9 protein-coding genes and 1 pseudogene are annotated in these 12,051 nt (G+C 60.8%); 1 reads left to right on the top strand and 9 read right to left on the bottom strand.

What is annotated here, in order from left to right:
• Positions 1-5: 5 nt before the first annotated feature.
• Genes EJA71_RS04650 through EJA71_RS04640 form a run of 3 tightly spaced genes read right to left on the bottom strand, consistent with a single transcriptional unit; the run spans position 6 to position 1,772 of the window.
• On the bottom strand, positions 6-281 hold the full coding sequence (locus EJA71_RS04650) for a phosphopantetheine-binding protein (RefSeq protein WP_158954711.1): 276 nt from the start codon (positions 279-281) through the stop codon (positions 6-8).
• Positions 259-1,071, bottom strand: a complete 813-nt coding sequence (locus EJA71_RS04645) for a 1-acyl-sn-glycerol-3-phosphate acyltransferase (RefSeq protein WP_158954709.1) — start codon at positions 1,069-1,071, stop codon at positions 259-261. Before EJA71_RS04645 ends, EJA71_RS04650 begins: the two co-directional genes overlap by 23 nt.
• Positions 1,047-1,772, bottom strand: a complete 726-nt coding sequence (locus tag EJA71_RS04640) for a beta-ketoacyl synthase chain length factor (protein ID WP_158954707.1) — start codon at positions 1,770-1,772, stop codon at positions 1,047-1,049. Before EJA71_RS04640 ends, EJA71_RS04645 begins: the two co-directional genes overlap by 25 nt.
• A gap of 356 nt (positions 1,773-2,128) precedes the next feature.
• On the opposite strand from EJA71_RS04640, the gene EJA71_RS04635 reads away from it, so the two are divergent.
• Positions 2,129-2,899 carry a ParA family protein gene (locus EJA71_RS04635; RefSeq protein ID WP_158954705.1) on the top strand — a complete coding sequence of 257 codons (771 nt, stop codon included), beginning with the start codon at positions 2,129-2,131 and terminating at the stop codon, positions 2,897-2,899.
• Between the two features lie 128 nt (positions 2,900-3,027).
• On the opposite strand, the gene trxC is transcribed toward EJA71_RS04635, so the two are convergent.
• The 6 genes and pseudogenes from trxC to EJA71_RS27725 form a co-directional block, all read right to left on the bottom strand.
• Entirely contained in the window at positions 3,028-3,462 is a 435-nt protein-coding gene (gene trxC, locus EJA71_RS04630) for a thioredoxin TrxC (protein WP_158954703.1), read from the bottom strand.
• Positions 3,463-3,542: 80 nt separating this feature from the next.
• Positions 3,543-5,006, bottom strand: coding sequence for a protein adenylyltransferase SelO (gene selO / locus EJA71_RS04625; RefSeq protein ID WP_158954701.1), 1,464 nt, complete (start codon positions 5,004-5,006; stop codon positions 3,543-3,545).
• A 48-nt stretch (positions 5,007-5,054) separates the two neighbouring features.
• Positions 5,055-8,408 carry a mechanosensitive channel MscK gene (gene mscK / locus EJA71_RS04620; RefSeq protein WP_158954699.1) on the bottom strand — a complete coding sequence of 1,118 codons (3,354 nt, stop codon included), beginning with the start codon at positions 8,406-8,408 and terminating at the stop codon, positions 5,055-5,057.
• Between the two features lie 34 nt (positions 8,409-8,442).
• Positions 8,443-10,185 (bottom strand): potassium/proton antiporter, encoded by a 1,743-nt coding sequence (locus EJA71_RS04615; RefSeq protein ID WP_158954697.1) that lies wholly within the window; start codon positions 10,183-10,185, stop codon positions 8,443-8,445.
• Between the two features lie 251 nt (positions 10,186-10,436).
• Positions 10,437-11,300 (bottom strand): methyl-accepting chemotaxis protein, encoded by an 864-nt coding sequence (locus EJA71_RS27730; RefSeq protein WP_371925622.1) that lies wholly within the window; start codon positions 11,298-11,300, stop codon positions 10,437-10,439.
• Positions 11,292-12,047 (bottom strand): annotated as a pseudogene (locus tag EJA71_RS27725) (MCP four helix bundle domain-containing protein); the annotation flags it as partial. The pseudogene EJA71_RS27725 and the gene EJA71_RS27730, both read right to left, overlap by 9 nt.
• Positions 12,048-12,051: the final 4 nt, after the last annotated feature.

Raw genomic sequence — 12,051 nt, 5'->3', positions numbered from 1 at the left:
CGGTCTCAAGCTGCCTGTTTTGCCGTGACGAACGCCGCAAGGCTGGCCACGTTGGTGAAATGGTTGCGGGTGTCTTTGGCGTCGGCGTCGATCTTGATGCCGTACTTTTTCTGGATCGCCAGACCCAGTTCCAGCGCGTCGACGGAATCCAGGCCCAGGCCTTCGCCGAACAGCGTCTGCTCGTCGCCGATGTCGTCGACGCTGATGTCTTCGAGGCCAAGGGCATCGATGATCAGCAGTTTGATGTCATGCAGCAGGCTATGAGTGTTCAGATCGCTCATCTTCGGCGAGCTCCTTAATAAAGTAAGAGTGCAAATAATCGTTGAGCTTGCGCGAGGCTTGCGGTGCAGGCCCCTGCGCGGCGAAGGCTTGTGGGTCTATATCGGCCCCGACGCGAAAACTGAAGTGCACACGGCGAGACGGGATGCGATACCACGGCTCGGCTTTGGTCAGCGTGGTCGGGCTGACCTTGATCACCACCGGGGTGAGGATTTTCGCACCACGCAGGGCAATCGCCGCCGCCCCCCGATGAAAGGCCGGTGCCTGACCCGGCTGGGTGCGGGTGCCCTCGGGGAAAATGATCAGGGTCTGGCCGCTTTGCAGCGACTCGGCGGCGGCATCGAGCATGTCCATGCTGCCGTCGTTGCTGATGTACTCGGTGCTGCGCAAGGGGCCACGGGTGAAGGGGTTTTCCCACAGGCTTTTCTTCACCACACAATTGGCCTGGCGCACCAGACCGATGAGGAACACCACGTCGATCAGCGACGGGTGATTGGCGATGATCATCTGCCCGGGGCGACCAAGGCGTTCAGCGCCCTGAATGTCGTAGGTCAGCACGCCGGTGCGGGCCATGAACCGCACGAAAAACCAGAACAGCCGACTGACGGTCTGGCGCGCACGCTGGCGATGCTTGAGCGCGTCACCGGGCAGGCAGCCAAGCAGCGGAAACACCAGCACGCGCAGGCACAGCCCGCCGAGCCCGAACAGGGCGAAGCTTGCGGCGGTGGCCAGCAGGCGCCAGTGATAGGCGTCGCGGTTCTTCTCGGTCACGGGTTGCGTTGCCAGGTCCATACACGATTTTTCCAGGCATGTTGGCAAAGGGTTTGCTGACCGAGCAGGGTTCGCAGCAGATTGAGCGCGTGGGGCCAGTGCGGTTTGGACAGTGCTTCTGAGGGGCTGTTCAGGGTCAGCCGCCAGTCGGTACCGGGGGTGAGCAGGAGGCCTACGGCGTACGGAAACGGCACGTCATCGATCCACTTCGAGTACGCGACGGGCGGCTGTTCTTCGGTGATCACCAACAGCACGGCGGGGGCGCCCTCATTCAACAGGGCAGCGGCTTCGAGCATGCCGTGTTCGAGGCCATCGCCCGCCGCAGCGAGGGCGGTCATTTCGCTGGTTTCGCCGCGCATGATCGACCACAGGCCGATGATCGCGTTGTGCACCGAGAGGCTGAACTGGGTCGGCGACAGCGGTTGCTCGGTCGCCAGATCGCTGAGGATCTCGTAAGTGCGCGGGGTTTCACCATGACGCGAAACGAACACCAGCGGCAGATTGTCCCGTCCGTCGGCCAGAGGCCAGCCAACGCTGAACGCCATGCGGGCCAGTCGGCTGAGGCGGCGACGCTGCATGGCCGGCAAAAACGACACATCGGGCGCGGCATCACTGCTCTGAAGCACGACCGGTTGTCGGCTCCAGGCCTGCCAGGCGTCCACGCTGTCGAGCCCGGGGGCCCACGCGCGCCATTGGGCGATGTTGAAGTTGATCACGGACATTCATCCCGCCCCTGCGGGCTTATATTGACGCGTTGAATCACCAGAACCGCGACGGGCGTGGCGTGGCGCTTGGCGCCGAGTGGCGCGCATTATCCCGGTGCGACGAGTGTGTAGCAAATGCTGGTTACATTTTGTGCAGCGAAATGTACCGAGTGGTTCGCGGTAAAACTGTCACTTGGCCATTATCCAGATTGTCACCGGCTTGTCTGTCGGGCATGTCGGCGATCAATGGCAGTTTCTACGCCGGGTATGCGGGGATATTTGCACCTGACTTTGTAGTCCGTGTCCGTGAAGGTAGCGAAGCGAGGGCGCGCGCATCTACACTCGGTCATTCTTTGATACACGGAGGTTTGGTCATGCGGCGCGTGGTGTTCAATCAGAAAGGTGGCGTAGGCAAATCCAGCATTGCCTGCAATCTGGCGGCGGTCAGCGCCAGCGAGGGGTATCGCACATTGTTGGTCGACCTCGATGCGCAGGCCAATTCCACTCAGTATCTGACCGGGCTCACGGGCGATGACATTCCGATGGGCATTGCCGACTTCTTCAAGCAAACCCTGTCTTCAGGGCCATTCTCGAAGAAGAATCAGGCCGACATCTACGAAACCCCGTTCGACAACCTGCACATCATCACGGCGACCGCCGAACTGGCCGACCTGCAGCCCAAGCTTGAGGCCAAGCACAAGATCAACAAGCTGCGTAAGTTGCTGGATGAACTGTCCGAGGATTATGACCGGATCTACCTGGATACGCCGCCGGCGCTGAATTTCTATGCGGTATCGGCGCTGATTGCCGCCGATCGCGTGCTGATTCCTTTTGATTGCGACAGTTTTTCACGGCAGGCCCTGTACGGGCTCATCGCGGAAATCGAAGAGTTGAAAGAGGATCACAACGAAGGTCTGGAAGTTGAAGGCATCGTGGTCAACCAGTTCCAGGCCCGGGCGAGCCTGCCGCAGCAGATTCTCGATGAATTGATTGCCGAAGGATTGCCGGTGCTGCCGGTATACCTGAACAGTTCGGTGCGGATGCGCGAATCGCACCAGGCCAGCATGCCGCTGATCCACCTCGATCCGCGGCACAAGCTGACGCAGCAATTCGTCGAATTGCATAACCTGATCGAAGGGCACTGATCTTTCAAACAATCCACAATCCCTGTGGGAGCTGGCTTGCCAGCGATGAGGGCAGCAGACTCAGCATCTTTCGTGACTGATCGATCGCAATCGCTGGCAAGCCAGCTCCCACAGGTTTCTGCGCTGTTTCAGATCCCCTGGCTACGCAGCCACGCCATCAACTGCGGCAGCGGAAACGCGCCACTCTGCCGCGCCACCTCTTTGCCGTTCTTGAACAGAATCAGACTCGGAATCGAGCGAATCCCCAACTGCGCCGACAACTGCTGATTAGCCTCGCTATCCAGTTTGGCCAAGCGACACTTGCCCTCCAGTTGCCCCGCCGCCTGCTCGAACACCGGCGCAAACGACTTGCACGGCCCACACCACTCCGCCCAGACATCCACCAGCAACGGCAGATCGCCCTTGATCTGGCTGGCGTAATCGCCTTGCTTGAGTTCGAAGGGTTTGCTCAACAGCACGGCAGATTTGCAGCGGCCGCACTTGGGCTGGTCCGCAAGGCGCTCGGCGGGAATGCGGTTGAGGCCATTGCAGGAGGGGCAGGGGATGAGGAGTGGATTCGTCATGTTCGGCTCGTTGGTGTTCGGCGGTTCGTACGGCTTATCTGGAGCCGTACGAACTGTTTATCAAGATGGGAATTCGGCACTCAGGAAGAACAACTGATCTCCAAATGCTTGCCCCACTCCGGAGGCCGCTCGGCATAACCTTCCATCCCCGGCTGCTGTTCAAACGGTTTGCTCAACACCGCGTGCAGCCGGCGTACCTCTGAGTAATCCCCTTCCTCCGCCGCGTCGATAGCCTTTTGCGCCAGATAATTGCGCAGGATGTACAGCGGGTTGACTGCGTGCATCCGCGCGCGGCGCTGTTCTTGATCAGGAGCGCCATCGCGGGCAACGCGGGCGACGTAGCGCTCGCCCCAGGCATCGAAGCCTTTGATATCGACGAAGTCGTCGCGCAATCGCGCGACAGCCTCCCGAGGTGATTCCTCGCCGAGACGACGGAAGAACAGCGTGTAGTCGACGCCGCTGTTCTGCATCAGTTGCAGCAGATCCTCCAGCAGTTTCTGGTCGTCGTCTTCGGCCGTGGTGAAACCGAAGCGGCGGCGCATCAGGTCGAGGTAATGCGCCTGAAACAGCGGCAAATACAAGCCGAGGGTTTCGCGCAGGGCTTCGACGCTGATGAACGGTGTCAGTGCCTGCGCCAGCGCGCTGAGGTTCCACTGGCCCACCGGCACCTGATTGCTGAACGAGTAGCGGCCTTGATCATCCGAGTGGTTGCAGATGAAGTTGGCGTCGAAATCATCGAGGAAGGCGAACGGGCCGAAGTCGAAGGTGATGCCAAGGATCGACATGTTGTCGGTATTCATCACGCCGTGGCAGAAGCCGTAGGCCTGCCATTTGGCGATCAGTTCGGCGTTGCGCTCGACGATCTCGCGGAACATCGCCAGGTACGGTTCCGGCTGCTCCAGACATTCCGGGAAATGCATCGCCAGCACGTGTTCGCCGAGTTCTTTCTGCTGCTCGGGACGCTTGGTGTAGTAGAAATATTCGAAGTGGCCGAAGCGGATGTGGCTTGGCGCCAGACGCAGCACCATCGCTGCACGTTCCTGCTTTTCGCGCCAGACCGGCGTGTCGGAGCCGATCACGCAGGCTGCGCGCGAGGACGGAATGTTCAGCGCGTATAAGGCTTCGGAGGCGAGGAACTCGCGGATCGACGAACGCAGCACGGCGCGACCGTCACCCATGCGCGAAAACGGCGTCTGCCCGGCGCCCTTGAGGTGCAAGTCCCAATGCTCGCCGGCCGCGTTGTAGACCTCGCCCAGCAGCAAGCCGCGACCATCACCCAATTGCGGCGTGTAGCCGCCGAACTGATGCCCGGAATAAACCATCGCTCGCGGTTCGGCATCGGCCCACAGCTTGTGGCCGCCAAACAATTCGGCAAATTCTTGAGTTTCAGCGGTGGCCGGGTCGAGATCCAGCAAGGCCAGGGCCGCCGGGCTGGCGACGACCAGACGCGGGTTGTCGATCGGCTCGGGCAGCACGTGGGCTGAGAACGCGTCGCCCAGGCGGGCGAAGCGATTGTCGAAGGTCAGTTCGTCGAGGGCTTTCAAGGGCCGGCTCCAGCAGAATGTCCGAGCATTCTGCTGGGATTAGACCGGTTAGTCGAGTTTGGCTGGCGGCGGCTCTTGCAGCGGCTTCTGATCGTCGGCGAGCGGTACGATGGTTTTGGTTTCCGGCTCGATCGGCACCATCTTGTATTCCTGGCCGTGAAGGTTCTTCAGGTAAACCTCCATCTGGCGGAACGAGATATTGATGTGCTGCTTCTTGAACTCGCGGTTGATGAAGCGGTTGACCTCATCGAGCACCGGGTTGCGGTCGCCGAGGTCGCGCACGTGCATGCGCAACTCGTGATCCAGCGTGCTTTCGCCGAAGTTGAGGAAGTACACGTGCGGCTCGGGTTCCTTGAGCACGCGCGGGTTCTCGCGGGCAGCCTTGAGCAGCAGTTCTTTTACCAGATCCAGATCGGAGCCGTAGTCGACGCCGAGTTTCAGCGTCACGCGGGTGATGGTGTCGGTCAGCGACCAGTTGATCAGTTGCCCGGTGATGAACGTCTTGTTCGGGACAATGATGTCCTTGCGGTCGAAGTCGGTGATGGTCGTGGCGCGAATGCGGATCTTGCTCACCGTGCCCGACAGGTTGCCGATGGTTATGGTGTCACCGATCCGCACCGGACGTTCGAAGAGGATCATGATGCCGGAAATGAAGTTGGCGAAGATCTCCTGCATACCGAAGCCGAGGCCGACCGACAGCGCCGCCACCAGCCATTGCAACTTGTCCCAGCTCACGCCGAGGGTCGACAGGGTCGAGACGAAACCGACGCCGGCGATCACATACGACAGCAACGTCGTGGTCGCATAGGCACTGCCCTGCGCCAGATTGAGCTTCGACAGCACGAACACTTCCAGCAGGCCGGGCAAGTTGCGCGCGAGGGCGAAGGTGATGCCGATGATGATCAGCGCGCCGAGCATGTCGCCGATGCTGATCGGCACCATGCTCATGTTGGCGCCGGTGCCGCTGGTGTATTCGTACAGGGTGATGTTGTCGAGGTACGAGAACACCGAAATCAGATCCGACCAGACCCAGTACAGCGCCGCGATGAAGCCGCCGAGCAGGGCCAGACGGATCAGGCGCAGGGACTGTTCGTTGACCTTCTCGATGTCCAGCGTCGGCTCTTCGATCACCGCTTCGCCGTCGCCGGCCTCTTTCGCCGCCTGCCGTTTGGCCAGGGCGCGCTGGTAAGCCAGACGCCGTGCGGCAACACTCAGACCGCGGACGAAGGTGGCTTCGATCACCAGCCAGAACATCAGCAGGTACAGGGTGTTGATCAAGCGGTCGCTGAGTTTCAGCGCGGTGTAGTAGTAGCCGAAGCACACCGCGACAAACAGGGCGATCGGCAGCAACGTGAACATCACACCGACGGCTTTGCGGAACAGCGAGGTGTTTTCGTGGGCCGGGCTGCTGATCAGCAAACGGCTGAGCAGCCATGCCATCAAGGCGTAGCAGGTCAGCACCACTGGCATGCCGAGCACGTCATCGGCCAGCGCCGCCGGTTGCAGTTCGGCGACGGCGACGATGGTCACCAAGGCCATCACTACTAGACCGAGTCGGCGGATCCAGCCTTGGAGGAATTCGACTTGGGGCTTTTCCCAACGGAAGTGCAGTTCGGCCACGCCGCCCGGCGCCAGAATCCGGTAAGCGGTGTAGAACACCAGCCACGCCTGAGCCATTTGCAGCAGCGCTGCGCCCATGTTGGCGTTCTGCCCACGGGCGTCGATCTGCAAGGCTAGGCCACAAAGGGCCAGACCCAGCGCCACCGGCATTGCCAGCAGGATGTTGATCAGGATCGCCTGCGGTGTGTGCCATTGGCTGTCGCGTTTGAAGTGACCAATGTCCTGGTGAACCTTGTTCAGGCGCGCGTAGAGATTCTTGCGCCGCCACAGCAGTGCGCCGATCAACAGCGCCAACGGCAGGAACAGCAGCGGTCGCTGGATCAGGCCATCGGTCAGCTCGCTCAGGCTGGAGGCCCACGGCAGCGTATCGATCTGACGCTTCAGGCGCTCCGGCACGCTGCGCATCCACTCGATATCCAGCGGCTTGTTGCTGGGAATCCAGAACATCTGCTCATCGAGGGTGGCGCGCAGGCTCTGTGCGGTGCTCAGCAGTTGTTTTTGGTTGAGTTGCAGGGTGATCGATTCGTTGAGCACCGCGCTCAGTTCGCGGTTCAGCCGCTCGAGCAGATCGGCGCGGGTGTTGGCCAGATCGAGCAGGCTTTTGCGCAGTTGCGGGGTGACTTGTTCCGGCGGCTGGGTGGCGAGCAGGTTGTCGACGTAGGTGGTCGGACTGCTGAGCAATTCGCGTTGCTGGCTGACTTCGAACTGATAGAGGCGAATGTCGGCAATCTGATCGGCCAGGTCGCGGTCGACCTTCAAGCGTGGCAGGGCCTGTTTCTGTTTATAGAGAATTTTCGACAGCAGCAGGCTGCCCTTGAGCACGTTGATCTGCTCGTCGAGGGCCGAGTCGCTTTGGGTCAAGCTGTCGAGTTGCTGTTTGGTCTGCAGGTTCTGCTGGGTGACTTCGTTGAGGCGGTCGGTGCTTTTCAGCAGGTAGTCGGAGAGCTTGAGGTTGGCCGTGCTTTCGCTGGCGAGCAGACTGCTGCCACCGGCCTTCTGCGCTTCGATGGATTGCTGGGTCACGGTTTCCTGCGACTGCGCCAGACGCTTCTGGTTGATCAGCGTTTGCAGTTCCTGGATCTCACGGTCGAGGCGGTCGGATTTCTCCGTGAGCAAGTCATGCTGCGCGTTGCCGAGATCCTGCAGCTGGCTGTTGCCGGCCAATTCCTGGCGGCGCAGCGGGATTAGCGCGTTCAATGCGGCGAGTTCGGCGTTCAACTGATCGCGCTGCTCGGCGGTGACCGTTTTGCCCGCGTCCTTGCCGGACTTGAGAATGTTGGTGATCTGCTGAATGCGTGTCTGGCTGGCGGAGATTTCCGCTTGAGCGCGCTCAGGACGGGTCTGCGCGGTGATGATCAGGCTGTTGGCGTCGGCCAGGGCTTTTTGCAGATCACTTTGCTGAGTGGAGCGGTCAGTGAGGATCTGCTCCAGTTGCGGGATCGATTCCTTGGGGAAACGCTGCGCCACCGGCACGATTGCCGTGGCCTTGAGACGGCTCAGTTCGCGGGCGTTTTCGATGGTCTGCTTGGGTGCGGTCGCCAGTTGCTGCTTGAGATCGATCAGCTTCTGTTCGTAATCACGCTGATTGTTCAGCTGATTGAGGGTGTTCTGCAGGACGGTTTGCAGGGTCTTTTTGTCGGCATCCGGCAGTTTGCTGTCGGCAAGTTTGTCCAGATTGGCCTGCACGGCTTCACTGGACGGCGGTTCGGCGGCATAAATCGGGCCGACAGTAAGACTCAGGCCCAGCAGGGCCGCGGCGAAAAAGGAGCGCAGGGTAGGCATAGAGACCGGTCGAGCAAGTGATAGTGGACGCAGTTTAGAGGAAGAGCCCGGGGCCCGGGCGACTTCCTTCGGGGAATCTGACGCCCACTTTGCCGATCTTGTTCCCGTCCATGACCGCGACGGTCCAATGGGTGTTGTTCCACTCCACCTGGTCACCCACGATCGGCGCACCACCGACCTTGTGGGCAATGAACGCGCCCAGAGTCATGTCCGGATCAATGCCTTCGGCGGGTAGGCCATACAGCGCTGCAACCGCTTTAAGCTGGGCGTCTCCTTCGAGGACGAAATCGCCAAAGAAGCGCAGATCGAGGCCGCGTTGCGGGGCTTGGCTGAACAGTTTTCCGAGGGCGCCGAGGTTGTGTTCATGGCCGATAACACACAGTAAATCATCGACTTCCAGCACCGTACTACCCGACGGATGGAGCAGTTGCTGGCCACGAAACAGTGCTGCGATACGTGTGCCTTCGGGCATTTTCAGCTCGCGCAGGGGCGAACCGATGCACCATTTCTCCGCGCCGAGCTTGTAAACGAACAGCTCCCACTCGCTGGTGACATGGACTTCCAGCGCCGCCCGGGAAATCGGTGCCGGCTCTGGCGGCACCGTCACTTTCAGCAGTTTGGCGACCCACGGCAGGCTCGTACCTTGCACCAGCAGCGACACCAGCACGATGAAGAAGGCGAGATTGAAGTACAGCTGCGCGTTCGGCAGCCCGGCCATCAGCGGGAACACCGCCAGAATGATCGGCACCGCGCCGCGCAAGCCGACCCAGGAAATAAAGGCTTTTTCGCGACCATGGAACGCCTTGAACGGCAGCAGGCCGACCATCACCGACAGCGGCCGCGCGAAGAGGATCATCCACAGCGCCAGACCGAGAGCGGGCAGGGCGATCGGCAGCAAATCGTGCGGCGTCACCAGCAGCCCGAGCACGAGGAACATGCCGATCTGCGCCAGCCACGCCATGCCGTCGAGCATGTGCAGAATGCCGTGGCGGCTGCGTACCGGGCGGTTGCCGATGACCAGACCGCACAGATAAACGGCGAGGAAGCCACTGCCGTGCAAAGCGTTGGTCAAGGCGAATACCACCAGACCGCCGGCGATCACCAGAATCGGATACAGGCCCGCAGCGAGGTTGATGCGGTTGACCAGTTGCAGCATCAGCCAGCCGCCGCCGAGGCCGATCACGCCACCGATGCCGAACTCGCGGATCAGGTGGGTCAGCAGGCTCCAGTGCAAACCGGTCTCACCGCTGGCGAGCATGTCGATGAGGGTCACGGTGAGAAACACCGCCATCGGGTCGTTGCTGCCGGATTCGATTTCCAGGCTGGCGGTGACCCGTTCGTTCAGGCCTTTGCCGCCCAACAGCGAGAACACCGCCGCGGCGTCGGTCGAGCCGACGATGGCGCCGATCAGCAGGCCTTGAATCAGATTCAGATCGAACAGCCACGCTGCCGCCATGCCGGTCAGCCCGGTGGTGATCAGCACGCCGACCGTCGCCAGCGACAGCGCCGGCCACAAGGCCACGCGGAAACTCGAGACCCGCGTGCGCAAGCCGCCGTCGAGGAGGATCACCGCCAGTGCGAGGTTACCGACCAGATAAGCCGTCGGGTAGTTATCGAAAATGATCCCGCCGCCATCGACCCCGGCGGCCATGCCGACCGCAAGAATGATGACCAGAATCGGAATGCCGAGACGGGAAGAAAGAGAACTGACGAGAATACTTGCGCCTACCAGCAACGCGCCGATCAAGAACAGGCTGTTGATGGTCGTCGCATTCAAAGGCAGTACTCCAGAAGCATAAAGACGGGCACAAACTGACCATGCAGTCTGCGTGCCAGCGATTCTAACCTGTTGAAATGTGATGCTGTCAAAAAGCTTTTTTCAAGATCAAAGGATCGCAGCCTGCGGCGGCTCCTACAGGGTGCTGATCGTTCCCACGCTCTGCATTACCACGCAAACCGTGGGAACGATCCAACAGGGTGCACATCAATCCCATGTAGGAGCTGCCGAAGGCTGCGATCTTTTGTTTTTTAGAGGCTAAATCGCCCAACCATGTTGTTCAGGTCCAGCGCCAGGCGCGACAGCTCGTTGCTCGCCGCACTGGTCTGATTCGCCCCGGTCGCCGATTGCACCGACAGGTCACGAATGTTCACCAGGTTGCGATCCACTTCCCGCGCCACTTGCGCCTGCTCTTCAGCGGCGCTGGCGATCACCAGGTTGCGCTCGTTGATCTCGACGATGGCGGTGTTGATGGTGTCCAGCGACATGCCGGCGCCACGGGCGATGTTCAGCGTCGACTCGGCGCGCTCGGTGCTGTTGCGCATCGAATCCACGGCGTGTTCGGTGCCGCTCTGAATGCTGCCGATCATTCGCTCGATTTCGCTGGTCGACTGCTGGGTACGGTGCGCGAGGGCGCGAACCTCGTCGGCCACCACGGCAAAACCACGACCGGCCTCACCGGCGCGTGCCGCTTCAATGGCAGCGTTCAGTGCCAACAGGTTGGTTTGATCCGCCAGACCGCGAATCACGTCCAGCACTTTGCCGATGTCACGGGATTCATTGGCCAGATCACCAATCAACGACGCCGTGCTCTGCACATCAGCGCTCATGCGTTCGATGGCGCTGACCGTTTCCTGCACCAGATCACGACCGTCGCCCGCCGAAGTGGTGGCGTTCTTCGACGCTTCCGACGTGCTCACGGCGTTGCGCGCGACTTCTTCGACAGCGCTGGTCATTTCATTGACCGCTGTGGCTGCTTGCTCGATTTCGTTGTTCTGCTGCGTCAGGCCGCGAGCGCTCTCGTCGGTGACACTGTTCAGCTCTTCAGCGGCGGAAGCCAGTTGCGTGGCCGAACCGGAAATACGCTGCAAGGTGTCGCGCAGTTTCGCTTGCATCTTGGCCATGGCCGCCAGCAGGCGTCCGGCTTCGTCCGAGCCATCGACATGGATCGGCTGGGTCAGGTTGCCTTCAGCGATGGTTTCCGCAGCGTCCAGTGCTTTGGAAATTGGCTGAGTGATGCTGACCGTCAGCAGCCAGGCGAACAGAAAGGTCAGGCCGGTAGCGATGACCAGAAGGGTCACCACCAGATTGAACGACAGCGAATATTGTTCCGACGCGCCTTGATCAGTCTCGGCAATCTGTTGGGTGTTGATCTCCAGCAAACGCGCCAGCGCCGTGTTCACCGCTTCGGAGTTGGCCAGCAAATCGCTGTTGAGCATCTGCCGCAACTCGTCGACCTGATTGTTGCGCGACAGGGTTTTCATGCGGTCTTCAAGCTGACGGTATTGCGCCAGCAACTGCACGTACTGCTCGTAAGCTGCGCGTTCCTGCGGGCCGTCGATCAGGGGTTCGTAGGCGCGTTGGGCGTCGGCGATCTGCCGGTTGCGCATGTCGAACAGGTCCATGGTTTTCTGCTGCACGTCCGCTTCGCGGTTGATCAGCAAGCGATAGGACAGTACGCGCAGACGTAGAGTCAGTTGGGTGAACTCATCGAGGGCTTTGATCGACGGCACGCTGGCGGTGGCGATGTCTTCGCCGGCCGCACGGATTTTGCTCATCTGGTTCAAGGCGAAGACGCCGAGAATCAACATCAGGCCGCCGATCAGGGCGAAACCGGTGAACGCCCGAGGGGCGATATTCATATTG

This window comes from Pseudomonas sp. PB106, from assembly GCF_009764645.1.
In the GTDB taxonomy this organism is placed as follows: domain Bacteria; phylum Pseudomonadota; class Gammaproteobacteria; order Pseudomonadales; family Pseudomonadaceae; genus Aquipseudomonas.
Note: the sequence above shows the minus strand (reverse complement) of the source record. Positions and strands in the feature narration are given on the sequence as shown.